Annotated in this window: 15 protein-coding genes and 1 pseudogene; 6 read left to right on the top strand and 10 right to left on the bottom strand. The window is 59.2% G+C overall.

What is annotated here, in order from left to right:
- The first annotated feature begins 89 nt into the window (after nt 1-89).
- Nucleotides 90-533, top strand: a complete 444-nt coding sequence (locus HBO23_RS28860) for an anti-virulence regulator CigR family protein (protein ID WP_017137925.1) — start codon at nt 90-92, stop codon at nt 531-533.
- 211 nt (nt 534-744) lie between these two features.
- Here the strand turns inward: HBO23_RS28860 and HBO23_RS28855 are convergent, their stop codons facing one another.
- The 6 genes from HBO23_RS28855 to HBO23_RS28830 all read right to left on the bottom strand — a co-directional run bounded on the left by HBO23_RS28855 (nt 745) and on the right by HBO23_RS28830 (nt 6457).
- Nucleotides 745-2049: an MFS transporter gene (locus HBO23_RS28855; protein ID WP_170040612.1), complete on the bottom strand. Its 1305-nt coding sequence runs from the start codon at nt 2047-2049 to the stop codon at nt 745-747.
- A gap of 159 nt (nt 2050-2208) precedes the next feature.
- On the bottom strand, nt 2209-3357 hold the full coding sequence (gene dgoD / locus HBO23_RS28850) for a galactonate dehydratase (RefSeq protein WP_017137927.1): 1149 nt from the start codon (nt 3355-3357) through the stop codon (nt 2209-2211).
- Nucleotides 3358-3405: 48 nt separating this feature from the next.
- Nucleotides 3406-4026 carry a 2-dehydro-3-deoxy-6-phosphogalactonate aldolase gene (locus HBO23_RS28845; protein WP_017137928.1) on the bottom strand — a complete coding sequence of 207 codons (621 nt, stop codon included), beginning with the start codon at nt 4024-4026 and terminating at the stop codon, nt 3406-3408.
- A 1-nt stretch (nt 4027) separates the two neighbouring features.
- Complete coding sequence (locus HBO23_RS28840; RefSeq protein ID WP_170040611.1) at nt 4028-4987, bottom strand: 2-dehydro-3-deoxygalactonokinase; 960 nt, start codon at nt 4985-4987, stop codon at nt 4028-4030.
- A gap of 162 nt (nt 4988-5149) precedes the next feature.
- Nucleotides 5150-5476, bottom strand: coding sequence for a DOPA 4,5-dioxygenase family protein (locus HBO23_RS28835; protein WP_026013770.1), 327 nt, complete (start codon nt 5474-5476; stop codon nt 5150-5152).
- Nucleotides 5477-5506: 30 nt separating this feature from the next.
- Nucleotides 5507-6457 (bottom strand): LysR family transcriptional regulator, encoded by a 951-nt coding sequence (locus HBO23_RS28830; RefSeq protein ID WP_170040610.1) that lies wholly within the window; start codon nt 6455-6457, stop codon nt 5507-5509.
- A 103-nt stretch (nt 6458-6560) separates the two neighbouring features.
- Here HBO23_RS28830 and betC point away from each other — a divergent pair, with 103 nt between their 5' ends.
- The 3 genes from betC to HBO23_RS28815 all read left to right on the top strand — a co-directional run bounded on the left by betC (nt 6561) and on the right by HBO23_RS28815 (nt 10673).
- Entirely contained in the window at nt 6561-8075 is a 1515-nt protein-coding gene (gene betC, locus HBO23_RS28825) for a choline-sulfatase (protein ID WP_170040609.1), read from the top strand.
- A gap of 18 nt (nt 8076-8093) precedes the next feature.
- The gene (gene choX / locus HBO23_RS28820; protein WP_138453765.1) at nt 8094-9008 is read left to right on the top strand and encodes a choline ABC transporter substrate-binding protein; all 915 of its coding nucleotides are present in this window, start codon (nt 8094-8096) and stop codon (nt 9006-9008) included.
- 96 nt (nt 9009-9104) lie between these two features.
- Nucleotides 9105-10673, top strand: a complete 1569-nt coding sequence (locus HBO23_RS28815; protein WP_170040608.1) for a SulP family inorganic anion transporter — start codon at nt 9105-9107, stop codon at nt 10671-10673.
- A gap of 126 nt (nt 10674-10799) precedes the next feature.
- On the opposite strand, the gene aroE is transcribed toward HBO23_RS28815, so the two are convergent.
- Together aroE and hemF are read right to left on the bottom strand one after the other, a co-directional pair.
- On the bottom strand, nt 10800-11624 hold the full coding sequence (gene aroE, locus HBO23_RS28810) for a shikimate dehydrogenase (RefSeq protein WP_170040607.1): 825 nt from the start codon (nt 11622-11624) through the stop codon (nt 10800-10802).
- Nucleotides 11624-12556, bottom strand: a complete 933-nt coding sequence (gene hemF, locus HBO23_RS28805) for an oxygen-dependent coproporphyrinogen oxidase (protein WP_017135151.1) — start codon at nt 12554-12556, stop codon at nt 11624-11626. Before hemF ends, aroE begins: the two co-directional genes overlap by 1 nt.
- A gap of 159 nt (nt 12557-12715) precedes the next feature.
- Here hemF and HBO23_RS28800 point away from each other — a divergent pair, with 159 nt between their 5' ends.
- Nucleotides 12716-13693 (top strand): NADPH:quinone reductase, encoded by a 978-nt coding sequence (locus HBO23_RS28800; RefSeq protein WP_170040606.1) that lies wholly within the window; start codon nt 12716-12718, stop codon nt 13691-13693.
- Nucleotides 13694-13807: 114 nt separating this feature from the next.
- Here the strand turns inward: HBO23_RS28800 and HBO23_RS28795 are convergent, their stop codons facing one another.
- Nucleotides 13808-14365 (bottom strand): L-threonylcarbamoyladenylate synthase, encoded by a 558-nt coding sequence (locus tag HBO23_RS28795; RefSeq protein WP_017135149.1) that lies wholly within the window; start codon nt 14363-14365, stop codon nt 13808-13810.
- Nucleotides 14366-14423: 58 nt separating this feature from the next.
- Nucleotides 14424-14846 (bottom strand): annotated as a pseudogene (locus HBO23_RS28790) (DNA-processing protein DprA); the annotation flags it as partial.
- Between the two features lie 42 nt (nt 14847-14888).
- Here HBO23_RS28790 and HBO23_RS28785 point away from each other — a divergent pair.
- A complete protein-coding gene (locus tag HBO23_RS28785; RefSeq protein WP_170040605.1) occupies nt 14889-16559 on the top strand; it encodes a recombinase family protein in 1671 nt (556 codons plus the stop codon).
- Nucleotides 16560-16723: the final 164 nt, after the last annotated feature.

Raw genomic sequence — 16723 nt, 5'->3', positions numbered from 1 at the left:
CAATCCAGTACCTAAACTGACAAGACCAAGGGATTTCGAGCCTCGTTCGAAATCCCTTTTTTGTTCGTGCAGTACTGAGGAAAGCCCCCATGAAAATGCCTAAACGCTTGATCGCAGGTCTTGGCGTGTTGATGCTCGGCGCAAGTGCCCTGGCGCAGGCCGCGCCGCCCGACCAACGCGGCGATGGCCCAGGCCGTGGCGGCCCGCAAGGCCAGTACGAGCAGCGCGGCGACGACCATCGCGGCCCGCAGGATAACCGTCGTGGCCCGCCACAGGACTTCGGCCCCGTGCGCCAGGTGATCCGTGACAACCACAACGACTTCCGCCGTGGGGCGCCACCACCTCCTGGCGTGCGTCTGGTGCGGGGCCAACCGCTGCCACGCAACTACTACGGCGAACGCCTCGACAACCGCGCCTTGGCCCATCTGCCGCAATACCCAGGGTATGAATGGCGTCGTTCCGGCGGCGATATCGTGTTGATCGCCATCGGCACCAGCATCGTCTATCAAATCCTGGATGGCGCCCTCTACTAGCCCAGCAAAGCTTTTGTGGCGGGGAGCTGTTGTGGCGAGCGGGCTTGCCCCGCGTTGGGGTGCGAAGCGCCCCCAAAACCAGACAACACGGTTCCATCTGGAAAAACCGCAGTGGCTTTATTGGGGCTGCTGCGCAGCCCAACGCGGGGCAACCCCGCTCGCCACAACAAGCCCGCTCGCCACAGGGTTTCGGTCCACTCAAACAATGGATTTACAGCTCGATGCGCTCGACCTTGCCCACCAGCAACACGTAGGACAGCGCCCCCAGCAATGCCAGCACCGCGATATAGGTAATCGCTGGCGCAAACGAATCCCCACTGGCCAGAAAGCCAATCACTATCGGCGTGGTAATCGCCGACAAGTTACCGATGAAGTTAAACACCCCACCCGTCAACCCCAACAACCGCGCCGGCGCCAGGGTCGACACCAATGACCAGGTGATCGATGCCAGGCCATTGCCAAAGAACGCCAGCGCCAGAAACGCAATCACCCAGGCCGTCGAGTCCACATAGTTGGCGCCGATGATCGCCGTGGAAATCAGCAACCCACCAATGATCGGCAGCTTGCGCGCAAACCCTACCGACGTACCCCGGCGAATCAGCCAATCAGAAAAAACCCCAGAACACAGCACGCCGATAAACGCAGCGAGGAATGGCAGCGAGGCCAGCAGGCCGGACTTGATGAAGTCCATGCCGCGATATTTCACCAGGTAGGTCGGGAACCACGTCAGAAAAAACCACAGCGTCGAGTTCAGGCAGAACTGCCCCAGGTAGATGCCCCACAGCTTGCGCTTGCTCAGCACTGTCCCGAGGTCGACCCAACTGAACGGCGCCTTGACCGCTTTCGCCTGCATATCCACCAGGCCGCCGCCCTCGCGGATCAGCTCGATTTCTGCCGCGTTGGCGCCTTTGAAATCTTTCGGCTCGCGGTACACCGCGTACCAGATCAACGCCCACAGGATGCCGACGCCACCGGTGGCGACAAACACCATGTGCCAGCCAAACGCGTGTTGCAGCCAGGCCAGCACCGGCGTGAGGAACGCCAGCCCGACAAACTGCCCGGAGGTGTAAACGCCAATCGCGGTGGCACGCTCACGCTCGGGGAACCAAGTGGTGACCACGCGGCTGTTAATCGGATAGGCCGGTGCTTCCAGGGCGCCGACGGCCATGCGCAGCACAAACAGCGCGATAAAGCTGGCCGCAAACCCCAGCATTACCGTGGCGATAGACCACAACAGCAGGGCAGCCGTGTAGAGAATGCGCGGCGGCACGCGGTCCACCAGCCAGCCGCCGGGAATCTGCATGGCGGCGTAGGTCCAGCCGAACGCGGAGAAGATCAGCCCGACATGCACCGGGTCGATCCCCAGTTCGCTGGTCAGTGCCGGGGCGGCAATCGACAGGTTGCTGCGGTCGAGGTAGTTGATCACCACGGTGATAAACAGCAGCACCATGATGAAGAAACGCTTTCTGCTAGGCGTGACGAGAGAAGCCTGCCCGGTGAAGGATTCAGGGTGCATGGGGTTGCCTCTTCTTATGTTTATTGAGGACGGGGCGCGGTCATTGTGGGAGCTGGCTTGCCTGCGATGGCGGTGCATCAGCTAACTGATCTGGCACAGGCGGACCGCTATCGCAGGCAAGCCAGCTCCCACAGTTGATCCGGTTCCTTCAGTGAGCAATCACCACTCGGCAAAGCTGCCGTCGGCATGCCGCCAGATCGGGTTGCGCCAGCGGTGGCCGATGGCGGCGCGTTCGATCACGTATTCCTCGTTGATCTCAATGCCCAGGCCCGGCCCGTTGGGGATCTTCACGAAGCCTTTGTCATAGTCGAACACGCCTGGATCGCGCACGTAATCGAGCAGGTCGTTGCTCTCGTTGTAGTGAATACCCAGGCTTTGCTCCTGAATAAACGCGTTGTAGCAAACCGCGTCCAATTGCAGGCACGCCGCCAGGGCAATCGGACCCAGCGGGCAGTGCAGGGCCAGGGCCACGTCGTAGGCTTCGGCCATGTTGGCGATCTTGCGGGTTTCGGTGATGCCGCCAGCGTGGGACGCGTCCGGTTGGATGATGTCGACATAACCTTCGCTGAGCACACGCTTGAAGTCCCAACGGGAAAACAGCCGCTCGCCCAGGGCAATCGGCGTACTGGTCAACGGCGCCAGTTCCTTGAGCGCTTCGTAGTTTTCGCTGAGCACCGGCTCTTCGATAAACATCAGCTTGTACGGGTCCAGCTCTTTCATCAGCACCTTGGCCATGGGCTTGTGCACGCGGCCATGGAAGTCGACGCCGATGCCGACGTTAGGCCCGACCGCATCGCGCACGGCGGCAACGTTGGCCAATGCCAGGTCGACTTTCTCGAAGCTGTCGACGAACTGCAATTCTTCGGTGCCATTCATTTTCACGGCGGTGAAGCCACGGGCCACGGCCTCTTTGGCGGCACGGGCGGTGTCGGCGGGGCGGTCGCCGCCGATCCAGGAATACACGCGGATCTTGTCACGCACCTGGCCACCCAACAGGTCGCTGACCGACACGCCGAGCGCCTTGCCCTTGATGTCCCACAGCGCCTGGTCGATACCGGCGAGGGCGCTCATGTGCACCGCGCCGCCACGGTAAAAGCCACCGCGATAGAGCACGGTCCAGATATCTTCGATATTGCGTGGGTCTTTGCCGATCAAATAGTCGGAAAGTTCTTCAACGGCGGCGGCCACGGTGTGGGCGCGGCCCTCCACCACAGGCTCACCCCAACCGGTCACGCCCTGGTCGGTCTCGACCTTGAGGAAGCACCAGCGCGGCGGGACGATAAAGGTGGTCAGTTTGGTGATTTTCATCTTCTTATCTCTCTTATCGATGCAGCGCCAGGGGCGCAAACCTTGAGTTCAGTTAAGCGCGTTCCAGGCCGCGACATAGGCCTGGGCATTGCTCGCCACTTGGTCCACCGACATGCCCGGTTTGAACAACCCGGAACCCAGGCCAAAGCCCTTGGCGCCAGCGTCGAAATACACCTGCATGTTGCCTGGGGTCACGCCGCCCACCGGCAGCAGTAAGGTACCGGTCGGCAATACCGCCAGCCACGCCTTGATCACCGCCGGGCCCATTTGCTCGGCCGGGAACAGCTTCAAAACATCCGCGCCTTCGGCCAGAGCGGCGAAGGCTTCGGTCGGCGTCGCCACACCCGGCGACAGGAACAGCCCCGCCGCTTTGGCGGCACGCAATACCTTGGCATCGCTGTGGGGCATGACGATGACTTGGCCGCCGGCGGCTTTGACCTGCTCGACCTGTTCCGGGGTCAACACGGTGCCCGCGCCGATCAGGCAATCGGCGGGCAAGGTGTCGCGCAGGGTGCGGATGCTGGTGTAAGGGTCCGGCGAATTCAGTGGCACTTCGATCACGCGAAAACCGGCCTCATAGAGCACCTGGCCGACCGCCTGCGCTTCATCCGGGCGCACGCCGCGCAAGATTGCGATCAAACCGTTGTGTGCGAGTGCTTGCTTGAGCATGTCAGGCCTCCTGTACAGGTTGAGTGAGCCCAGCAGCGACGGCCAACTGCCACAGGCCGCGCGCGGTGGCTTCCTGCGCGAGGCTGACGTGGACGAAGCCGCAGAGGGCAAGGGCGCGTTGGTAGCGGGCGCAGAGGTCGGCAGCGCCGACCAGGACGATAGGCTTGTGTTTGGCCTGCTGCGGCAAACCGGCGAGTTCGTGGCCGATCAGCAGGCCGGACAGATAATCGGGCTGCTCGTCTGGCGCCAGTTCGCCGGTCAACCCCAGGGTACGAGCGCTGAACAAGGTCGACAGCACGCCGCGCTGGCCGTCGTTTGACAGCGCCACGTGGACGCCACGATCAAACGCCGCGACCTGGAATTTTTCGGACTGTTGCTGGGTACGCCCGAGAATGCTGTGCTTACTGAGTACCGCAAACAGCTCACCGGTCATGAATGTGTCGAAGTGGGTGATGCAGCCTTCAACCACCTCGACCCATTTGGAATGGCTGCCCGGCAGGCCGATCAACACGTCGGCGCCCAGGCCTTGCAGCACACCCAGCACTTGAGTTTCTTCGCCACGCATCACATTGGGCAAGCCGACCCGCTCGATCACACCCGGCACAATATGCACCTGCACCCCGCGCAGGCTGCGCACAGGGTGCAAGGCCTGGCCGAGGCTGGCGACGTCGACGGGCGTTTGCCGATAGGCCGCTTCGCTCCAGCCTTGGGCGCTGCCGACCATGCCGCAGGCAATCACCGGCAGGCCGGGCTGCGCGTCGAGCCAGTCGCCGCAGGCCGCATCGAACGCCAACTCAAAGCCGTCACTGCACAGCACGCCAGCAATGACCCGGGGTTCGCTGGGCAGGTGCATGATGCCGAACGCCAACGCGCGCTGTTCGAGCACACAGCCAGCCGGGCCGAGTTTGTAAGCACGAAGGGAGCTGGTCCCCCAGTCGAGCGCGATCAATTGCGCCTGCATCGCTTCACCTGAAATGAGTGGGTGCTGAAAAAGCTGATGGGCGAATATAAACCTATGACTGGCGATATCTCAATATATAAATAACAGTCCCATATATTGGGTTTTTGTAATAAAAAATCCCATCTCCTTAGCTCAGGGTGATGGGATCAGGTGCAACAGTGGTTAAAAAATAGACAGGTTCAGCTCGCGCATCGCGCCCATCCAGATCGCGTAATCGGTGTGATCCTTGAGGTCATCGCCGGTGTCCGGGTGCAGGAACACCACCAACCCATCACGATGCAGCGCCAGCCAGGGCAACACCACGCCGATGTATTCCGGCTCGAATGCCAGCTGGCAGCTCCAGTCCGGGTGGGGGCCGACCGGTTTTTCGTGTACACGGCCCATGCTCAGCGGGAACAGCTTGGCTGCGTCCTCGCAGAGCTTGCGCGCCTGGTCGATGGTGCTGGCGTCGAAGTAGATATGGGCGTGGTAGCCCTTGATACGTTGCATGACGAAATCCGGATCCAATATGCGCCGATCCTAGACCGCAATCGACGGCAGGGCCAGCCCGGTCAACGACTGCGCGCTGCTGGCTTGCTCGGCCACCAGCCAGTCGACAAAGCGCTCGACCAGTTGCCCCCGGCGTTTGCGCTGGGGCTGCACCACGTAATAACCGAAGCGCGAGATCACCGTGTCATTGATCGGCCGGCACAGCCAGTTCTGTTCCAGCAGGTTATCCACCAAGTGCCGCCAACCGATGGCCACGCCCTGGCCGGCAATCGCCGCCTGGATCAGCAGGGTGTAATTGTCGAAGCGCAATTGCCCAGGCGTGGGCGCCGTGGTGATGCCCAACTCACGAAACACGCCGCTCCAGTCGAACCACTGGCTGTTGTTTTCCTGGCGCAGGTGCAGCAGCGGGTAATCGTGCAGATTTTGCACCGTCAGTGGCGTGGATTGAGCCTTGAGCCACTGCGGGCTGCACACCGGAAACACTTCCTCGTTGAACAGCCACAAGCTCTCGCCCTGCTTGAAACGCCCATCGCCAAACAACACCGCCACGTCGATATCGCTGCGCAAAGTCGCGTGGTTGCGTTCGCTGGTCACCAGGCTCACATCCACCTGCGGGTTGGCCTGGTGAAAGCGATGCAGGCGCGGCATCAGCCAATAGGCGGCGAAAGCGAAGTCGGTGGCCACTTGCAGCACTTCGTGCTGGTTCTGCTGGGTGATCGTGCTGAGGCCTTGGTTGATGGCCTGCAAACCGCCTTGCACCTGTTCAAACAACAGCGCGCCCGCATCCGTCAGTTCGATGCCTCGGTAGATGCGATCGAACAGGCGGATCGCCAGTTGCTCTTCAAGGCGCTTGATTTGCTGGCTGATGGCCGGCTGCGTAGTGCCCAACTCCATCGCGGCGGCGGTAAAGCTGCGATGGCGCGCCGCGGCTTCAAAGGCACGCAGCAGGTCGAGGGACAGATCACCGAGGGCTTCATACATAAGCTGTGCTTATCCTAGACATTGCTTTCCATGGGCTTTACCCCATTTTCCATGGGCTGCATGCTCATTCGCATAAACACCGCCTATGGAATGCCGATAGATCATGAAGCGCAAGAACATTCTTTTCATCATGGCCGATCAAATGGCCGCGCCGATGCTGCCGTTCTACGGACCTTCCCCGATCAAGTTGCCGAACCTGAGCCGCCTGGCTGCACAGGGCGTGGTGTTTGACGCCGCCTACTGCAATAGCCCGCTGTGCGCGCCTTCGCGTTTCACCCTGGTCAGCGGCCAGTTGCCGAGCAAGATTGGCGCCTACGACAACGCCGCCGATTTCCCCGCCGATGTACCCACTTATGCCCACTACCTGCGCCGCCTCGGTTACCGCACGGCGCTGTCGGGCAAGATGCATTTCTGCGGGCCAGACCAGTTGCACGGCTATGAAGAACGCCTGACCAGCGACATCTACCCGGCCGACTATGGCTGGGCGGTGAACTGGGATGAACCGCACGTGCGCCCCACCTGGTACCACAACATGTCGTCGGTGCTGCAAGCCGGGCCGTGCGTGCGCACCAATCAGCTGGATTTCGACGAAGAGGTGGTGTTCAAAGCCCAGCAGTATCTGTTTGACCATATCCGTGAAGACGGCAACCAGCCGTTCTGCCTCACCGTGTCGATGACGCACCCACACGACCCGTACACCATTCCCAAGCCGTTCTGGGACCTGTACGACGACAACGACATCCCAATGCCGGCAACCCCCGCGCAAGGCGATCTCGACCCGCACTCCCAGCGCCTGCTCAAGGTTTACGACCTGTGGGACAAGCCGCTGCCTGTGGACAAGATCCGCGTTGCGCGCCGCGCGTATTTCGGCGCGTGCAGCTATATCGACAGCAATGTCGGCAAGCTCCTGCAAACCCTGGAAGACACCGGCCTGGCCGACGACACGATCATCATCTTCTCCGGCGACCACGGCGACATGCTCGGCGAGCGAGGCCTCTGGTACAAAATGCACTGGTTCGAAATGGCCGCCCGCGTGCCGCTGCTGGTGAGTGCGCCAGGCCAGTTTGCGGCGGGCCGCGTGAGCAACGCCGTGTCCACCGCCGACCTGCTGCCCACCCTGGTGGAACTGGCCGGCGGCGAGTTGGACCCGCGCCTGGCGCTGGACGGCCGTTCGCTGGTCCCGCACCTGCAAGGGCAGGGCGGGCACGACGAAGTGTTTGGCGAATACATGGCCGAAGGCACCATCAGCCCACTGATGATGATTCGGCGCGGCGCCTACAAATTCATCTACAGCGAAGACGACCCTTGTCTACTGTTCGATGTACACAACGACCCGCATGAACGGGAAGACCTCAGCCAGTCACCGGAACACCGGCCACTGTTCGAGGCGTTTTTGAATGAGGCGCGGGCCAAATGGGACATCCCGGCGATCCACCAGCAGGTGCTCGCCAGCCAACGCCGTCGCCGCCTGGTGTTCGAGGCACTGACCCAAGGCAAGCTGAAGAGCTGGGATCACCAGCCACTGGTGGACGCCAGTCAGCAATACATGCGCAACCATATCGACCTCGACGACCTGGAGCGCAAGGCACGTTATCCACAACCCTGCCAAAACCAATAAATAGACAGAGGGAAGGCCATGCAAAAGTTGACCGTGGTACTGAGTATGTTGGTGCTGGGCAGCGCCAATGTGTACGCAGACGCTAGCTGCGAAACGGTAAAAATGGCCGATCCAGGCTGGAGCGATATCGCCGCCACCAATGCCATCACCGGTTTCCTGTTGAACGGCATGGGCTACAAGGCCAAGGTCGACACCCTGGCGGTGCCGATCACGTTTGGCGGGCTCAAGGATGGCCAGGTGGATGTGTTCCTGGGCAACTGGATGCCGGCGCAGCAGGGTTTCTACGACAAGTTCGTGGCCAATGGCGATGTGGTGCAACTGGCGAAAAACCTCGACGGCACCGAATTCACCCTCGCCGTGCCGGACTATGTGTGGGACGCCGGTGTGCATGATTTTGCCGACCTGAACAAATTTGCCGACAAGTTCGACAAGAAGATCTACGGCATTGGCTCCGGCGCGCCGGCGAACATCTCGCTGCAGGAGATCATCAAGAAGAATGACTTCGACCTGGGCCAGTGGAAGCTGATCGAGTCGAGCGAGCAGGCGATGCTGGCCGAAGTGTCGCGGGCGGTGAAAAAGCAGAAGTTCGTGACCTTCCTCGGCTGGACGCCGCACCCGATGAACGTGCAGTTGAAAATGCATTACCTCAAAGGCGGCGAGAAATATTTTGGTGACACCGGCAGCGTGTATACCTTGACCCGCAAGGGTTATGCCCAGGCCTGCCCGAACGTAGGAAAATTGCTGACCAACCTGAGTTTTACCCAGGAGATGGAGAACAGCATCATGGCCCAGGTGGCCAACAATAAAGTCAGCAATGCCGACGCGGCAAAAGCGTGGATCAAAGCCAACCCGGCGGTACTGGACACATGGCTGGATGGCGTAAAAACCCTCGACGGTAAAGACGCACTGTCTGCCGTAAAAGCCAAACTCTAAGGGCCGCCGCGCATCCCTGTGGGAGCTGGCTTGCCTGCTCCCACAGAGACTTAGGTGTACTGATACTCTGAGCTAAACCTTTCTACCGAGTCTGCGATGCCCCGGCCCAACCGCCACACTCTCTTCCCCTTCCTTGCCTGGCTGCCGCGCCAAACCCGCGCCAGCGTCGGCCGGGACGCGATTGTCGGGCTCAGCGGCGCCGTGCTCGCCTTGCCGCAGTCCATTGCCTACGCGCTGATCGCCGGGCTCCCACCCGAATACGGCCTGTATGCCGCCATCATCCCCGTCTTGATCGCCTGCCTGTGGGGCTCCTCCTGGCACCTGATCTGCGGCCCGACGGCGGCGATTTCCATCGTCCTGTACGCCAGCGTCAGTCCGCTGGCCGTTCCAGGCTCTCAGGACTACATCACGCTGATCCTGTTGCTCACATTCCTCGCCGGTGTGTTCCAGTGGCTGCTGGGCATGCTGCGCTTTGGCGCGCTGGTGAATTTCGTCTCGCATTCGGTGGTGCTGGGTTTCACTCTGGGCGCTGCCGTGGTGATTGCCTTGGGGCAATTGCCCAACTTGCTGGGGCTGGATTTGCCCAGCCAGGCCACGGCGATCAATAGCTTGCTGGCACTGGTGGACCATGCCGGTGAATGGGACCACGCCTCACTGACGCTGGGCCTGGGCACCTTGCTGGTGGGCGCGCTGCTCAAATACCTGGTCCCGCGTTGGCCAACACTGTTGATTGCCCTGACACTTGGCAGCCTGGTGGCGTGGCTTTGGCCGGCGATGTTCGGGCATGTGGCGCGGGTGAGTTCGTTTATCGGCAAACTGCCACCGTTCAGCCCGCTGCCGATGGACCTGGATATACTTCTGCGCCTGCTGCCCAGCGCCGTGGCGGTGGGCATGCTTGGGCTGGTCACCAGCCTGTCGATTGCGCGCTCGTTGTCGGCGCGCTCGCAACAATTGCTCGACGCCAACCAGGAAGTCCGCGCGCAGGGTTTATCCAATATCGTCGGCGGCTTTTTTTCCGGGTACTTGTCGGCCGGCTCCTTCACCCGCTCCGGCCTCAGCTATGAAGCGGGTGCCTGCTCGCCGTTGGCGGGCGTGTTTTCCGCGCTCTGGGTGGCATTGTTTGCGTTATTTGGCGCGGCCTTGATCGCGCACATCCCGATCCCGAGCATGGCCGCAAGCATCCTGCTGATTTGCTGGGGCCTGGTGGATCATCGTGGCATTCGCGCGCTGTTCCGCGTCAGCCGCGCCGAGTTTGTGGTGATGAGCCTGACGTGCGTCGCGACCTTGCTGCTGGAGCTGCAAACGGCGATTTACGCGGGCGTGCTGGCATCGTTGTTTTTCTACCTCAAACGCACCTCACAGCCGCGGGTTCAGCAATGGCGCGACGGTGATGAGGATGTGTTGCGGGTAGGCGGTTCGATCTTCTTCGGCGCCAGCCATTACCTGCAAGTGCGGCTGCAAAGCCTGCAGGGCGAGCGGGTGGTGATCGAGGCGCAGCAAATTAACTTTATCGACTATTCCGGGGTGGAGATGCTGCACCAGGAGGCGCGGCGGTTGGCGGGTATGGGGCGTAGCCTGACGTTGCGCCGGGCCAGGCCGCAAGTCGTCGAGGAACTGAAAAAGCTGGAAGGGGCCGACAACTGCCCCATCCATTTCGAAGACTGAATGCGGTGAAAACTGTGGGAGCTGGCTTGCCTGCGATGGCGGTGGATCAGCCAGCCCAACTGTATCTGATCCACCGCCATCGCAGGCAAGCCAGCTCCCACATTTTGACCGTGTTCACTTTTAGATTTATGCCGCAGCCAACTGCCGTCGCAACTCAGCCAACACCGGCGCCGACTGCGGGCGCACGCCGCGCCACAGGAAGAAGGCTTCTGCGGCCTGCTCCACCAACATGCCCAAACCATCCATCGCCACCGCCGCGCCTTGCTCAGCAGCCCAGCGACAGAACGCTGATGGCTCCTTGGCGTACATCATGTCGTAGCAAAAGGTCTTGCCCGGTTCGATCAGGCTGCCGGCAATCGGCGGTACATCGCCTGACAGGCTGGCAGACGTGGCATTGATGATCACGTCCACCGGCTCACGCAGCCAATCGAAACCGCTGGCCGACACCGGCCCCAAATCGTCGAACAGCTCGGCAAGCAGTTCGGCTTTTTCAACGGTGCGGTTGGCGATGATCAGCGACGCAGGTTGCTCAGCCAGTAATGGCTCCAACGCCCCGCGTACGGCGCCACCGGCGCCCAGCAGCAGGATGCGTTTGCCTTGCAGGCTAAGCCCGGCGTTCACCGTGAGGTCGCGCACCAGGCCGGCGCCGTCGGTGTTGTCGCCCAACAAGCTGCCGTCGGCGAGCTTGCTCAGGGTGTTCACGGCGCCTGCGCGCTGGGCGCGTTCGGTCAAGCTGTTGGCCAGGCGGTAGGCTTCTTCCTTGAACGGCACGGTGACGTTGGCGCCACGGCCTTGTGCAAAGAACTCACGGGCACAGCCGGTGAAATCCTCCAGCGGCGCGAGCAGGGTGCTGTAGTCCAGTTGCTCACCGGTCTGCTCGGCGAACATGCGGTGAATCAACGGCGACTTGCTGTGGCCAATGGGGTTGCCGAACACCACATAACGGTCCATCAGACAGCCGCCTTGGGCGCAGCAAGGCCCAACCAGTCGCGGTCTTGCAGGTAGTAATCAGTGAGGCGCGCTTCTTCGCTGTCGGCTTCGGCTTTCCAGTCGTAGCTCCAGCGTACTTGCGGCGGCAGCGACATCAGGATCGACTCGGTACGCCCGCCCGATTGCAGGCCGAACAGGGTGCCCCGGTCGTAGACCAGGTTGAATTCGACGTAGCGGCCACGACGGAATTCCTGGAATTGGCGCTGCTGCTCGGTGTAAGCCATGGCCTTGCGACGCTGCACGATCGGCAGGTAGGCGTCGATGTAGGCATCGCCGATGGCACGGATGAAGGCGAAGCAGGTGTCGAAGCCCCACTCGTTCAAGTCATCGAAGAACAGGCCGCCGATGCCGCGCGGTTCGTTGCGGTGCTTGATATGGAAGTAGGTGTCGCACCAGGCCTTGTAGCGCGAATACACATCCGCGCCAAACGGCGCACAGGCCTGCTCGGCCACGCGATGCCAGTGGATGCAGTCTTCTTCATTGCCGTAGTAGGGCGTGAGGTCGAAGCCGCCACCGAACCACCACACCGGCTCTTCGCCGTCTTTTTCGGCGATGAAAAAGCGCACGTTGGCGTGGGACGTCGGCACATGCGGGTTGTGCGGGTGGATCACCAGCGACACGCCGAGGGCTTCAAAGCCACGCCCAGCCAGTTCCGGGCGATGCGCGCTGGCGGACGGTGGCAGGCCGCTGCCGAAGACGTGGGAAAAGTTGACGCCGCCTTTTTCGATCACCGAACCGTTTTCGATCACACGGGTGCGACCGCCGCCGCCGGCAGGCCGGGTCCAGGCGTCTTCGATAAAGCGAGTATCCGTCTCGAAGGTTTCCAGGGCGCTGCAAATGCGGTCTTGCAGGTCAAGCAGGTAGGCCTTTACAGCCTCGGTGCGGGTAGTCATGGCATCACCTTGAATCGGGCAAAGCTACGCGAGGCCATTGGGCGTCGGCGGCAAATGGGCGCACAGGATACCACTGCACCCGACCGCGCCGCAGTTGACGAAGATCAAGCTTAGGAGTGGGATAGGGGGCTACGCGATTCGACCTCAGGAGAAGTGCAGATGGCCAAACGTATCCAGTTCAGCGCCCATGGTGGCCCCGAAGTGCTTGAGTATGTGGACTACACCCCGGCAGAACCTGGGCCACAGCAGGTGCGTGTACGGAACGAGGCCATCGGCCTGAACTTCATCGACACCTATTTCCGCAGCGGCCTGTATGCGCCGCCAGCCTTGCCATCGGGCCTTGGCGCAGAAGGCGCTGGCGTGGTGGATGCGGTTGGCAGCGAGGTCACGCAGTTCAAGGTCGGTGACCGCGTGGCCTACGGCAGTGGCCCACTGGGTGCGTACAGCCAACTGCATGTGTTGCCTGCCGCCAACCTGGTGCACTTGCCGGACGCTATCAGCTTCGAACAGGCGGCTGGCGCGATGCTCAAGGGCCTGACCGTGCAGTACCTGCTGCGTCAGACCTACGAGTTGAAGGGTGGCGAAACCATTCTGTTCCACGCCGCTGCCGGTGGCGTGGGTTCGCTGGCCTGCCAATGGGCCAAGGCGCTGGGCGTGAAGCTGATCGGCACCGTGAGTTCGCCGGAAAAAGCCGCACTGGCCAAATCCCTCGGCGCCTGGGAAACCATCGACTACAGCAAGGAAAACGTCGCACAGCGCGTGCTGGAATTGACCGACGGCAAAAAAGTCCCGGTGGTGTACGACGGCGTTGGCAAAGATACCTGGCTGACCTCGCTGGACAGCGTGGCGCCACGGGGTTTAGTGGTGAGTTTCGGCAATGCGTCGGGCGCGGTGGATGGCGTGAACCTGGGGATTCTGGCGGCGAAGGGCTCGTTGTATGTCACTCGGCCGACACTGGCGACTTACGCCAGCAACCCGAAAGACTTGCAGGCGATGGCCGATGATCTGTTCGCAATGATCAAGAGCGGCAAGGTGCGTATTGATATCAACCAGCGGTTTGCGCTGGCGGATGCGGCGAAGGCGCAGACGGAGTTGTCGGGGCGCAGGACGACCGGGTCGACCATTTTGCTGCCATAAGTCTCTAAGATCTTCCGCGTTTGTAAGGGCCCCATCGCGGGCAAGCCCGCTCCCTCATTTGGAATGCATTCCCCTGTGGGAGCCGGGCTTGCCCGCGATGGCCGCGCCTCGGTCTCAAGACGGCCGCACTACCTCACCCGTCGCCAAATCACGAATCAGGCTCGGGTTCTTGCGCCCACCCAGGGCACCACCCAGCACCAAATCCACTTGGCCACGGAAATACTGCTCCACACGAATCCGCGTACGCGCCGCCGGGCGGCCTTGCGGGTTGGCTGAGGTAGAGATCAACGGCCCCACCTGCGCGCATAAATCCCTAACCAACGGATGATCACTGACCCGCAGCGCCACGGTGTCATGCACACCGGTCACCCATTCCGGCAACATGCCCTGATGCGGCACCAGCCAGGTATTCGGCCCCGGCCAGGTGCTGGCCATGCGGTCGATCCAGGTGTCCGGGAAGTCTTCAAACAGAAAATCGAACTGACGGATATTGTCCGCCACCAGGATCAGCCCCTTGTCGACCGAGCGATTCTTGATCGCCAGCAGCCGGTCCACCGCGTCTTCATTCCACGGGTCGCAGCCCAGGCCCCAGACCGCTTCGGTCGGATAGGCAATCACCGCGCCTGCGCGAATTTCTCGTGCGGCTTCCAGCACACGCCACCTGTTGACCATTGCTCACTCTCCGGACTAAAGCTGTGGGCAGTTTACCGATGTTCTTTGCAAAAACTAATTACATAAGCGGGCCGCGCGCAAGCCAGCGCCCGCTTTCGCAGATCACCTGGCCCTCAAGCTCAAGCTCGGTAAGCGCCGCCAGTGTGTGGGACAACGGCCGCCCGCTGGCAATCGCCAAGGCCTCGCTGGTGAGGGGCGCCGCGTGCAACAGCGCCACCAGCGGATGGGTGACCGGCATCGGCGCCGGGCGGGACAACGCCTGCCAACCGCGCAAGCCGTCCAGGATGTGCTCGATGGACTCCACCAGCGTCGCACCGTCGCGAATCAACTGATGGCAGCCCTTGGCGCCCGGATGATGAATGGAGCCCGGAATCGCATACACCTCACGCCCTTGCTCGGCGGCAAGCTTGGCGGTGATCAGCGAACCACTGGCCATGCTGGCTTCCACCACCAGCACCCCCAGCGACAGGCCGCTGATCATCTAGTGATATAATTTTCCGAGTGAATCTTGGGTGGTTAAAAAATGACCAAAGCATACGCATATATACGCTTTTCCCGCGCAATTCAGGCAACGGGCGACAGCGAAAATCGCCAGTTGACCGCCTTAGAACTCTTTGAGACGACCACGGGGACGAAGATCGTGGAGGTCGTATACGACAAGGGAAAATCGGCGTTCAGGGGCGACAACGCCCGGTCTGGCAATTTCAAAGAGATGTTAGACAGAATGCAGAGCGGCGCTATTCGCCGTGGCGATTATCTCGTTGTTGAAAGCATTGACCGTATCACTCGTCAACGTGTGCTTGACGGTGTAGAGCTTCTTCAAGGTATTTTGAAGAAAGGTATCAACATCTACACGACTGTGGACCAAAAAACGTACTCGTATAACGACCCATCCCGAGATTTTGAAAACCTGCTGATGATTAGCCTGATTGCCAAAAGGTCGAACGAGGAATCTGAAACAAAATCTGGTCGTTTATTATCAGCTTGGAAAGCACGTAAAACCAAAGCAGAAAATGGCGAAGTCATAATTAAAAAGGGCAAATCTATCCCTTACGGCTTGCGAGTCGAAAATAATAAATTCGTGATTCAAAAAGAAGAGCAAGAAGAAATTCAAAGGCTTTTTGAACTACTGCTCCAATTCGGCATTAATACAGCAATCATAAAGATTAACGAAACCTCGCTTAAAAAATGGAATAACGGAACACTTAACAAAATTATCAGAAATAAAACTGTAATTGGTTGTATGGCTACTCATCGCATTGAATACACCGCAGATGGCAAAGCAAAAAAAATATTGACTGGCTTTATCGAGAATTATTACCCGAACTTGATTGAGCCAGGGCTTTTCTATAAAGCCGTGGATGTGATGACAAATCGCAAGCAAAAAAATTGGAGTGGTAGAAGAACAGAACAGGATTTTAACATTTTCAAGCATTGTATTTTTTGCGCCGAATGCGGTGGTAAACTTTACTACGACCACCGTGGAAGCCGTTATAAAGGAAAGATTTATCCTTTCTTTAAATGTGATAATGCCAGAGTTCAAAAGCATATTTGCACCGCTGACAATATCAGGTTTGAATATGTGCTTGGCTCTCTATTAGAAAGCATAAAAATGATTAATCGAGTAGCCACGGAATTTAAGCGAGACTTTAAAGGGATTTCCACCCAAGCGAGATTTATCAATCCAAAAATCAACAGCCTGTTAAAACCTGATACCGAAAACAATAATTTGGTTCTTGAAGAGAAGCAAAAGCAGCTGATTTCAAGGCGGACTAAACTCGACAATATGAATTTCCAAATGGTTGAGGCTGATTACAATGTGCCTACCAAGTTCATTCAGGAAATATCTAACACCGAAAAAGAAATCGAAGCCCTCAATAAAGAAGTATTATTAATCCATAATGCAGCCAGTGATAAAGACACTATAAACATAGAAAGTGCTAAAACAGTGATTGATTTGTTTATGACTGATGAAGGTCGAGCAAAGCTAAACTATTTTTTCAAGACAAACGATATTATATTTCTTGTTAGACATTCAAAATCTACAAGGGAAACTGGCTTTTCTATGCGCCGAAAAAACGATGATGTTGATGAAAGGATTTGTAATAACGTGACAAAATTCCCGCTGAAAAATATTCTTGAAGAGTATGAAATTGGCGACTTGCAAACTATGTTTGACCTAACCGTTCACTAAAAACCCAGTCCAATAAAATCCTGAATTATAAATTCTGGATTTTATTGGACTTCCCTTTTAAATAATTTCCACCCGAAAAATTCAATCCTAAAATCAGACAACAGCGAAATCAAAAGAAGCAAGCAGAATAAAAAACCATCACGACTATCGTCGTTCGGTTATTT

The sequence above is a fragment of the Pseudomonas sp. WS 5532 genome (genome assembly GCF_012985445.1).
GTDB lineage: Bacteria > Pseudomonadota > Gammaproteobacteria > Pseudomonadales > Pseudomonadaceae > Aquipseudomonas > Aquipseudomonas edaphica.
Note: the sequence above shows the minus strand (reverse complement) of the source record. Positions and strands in the feature narration are given on the sequence as shown.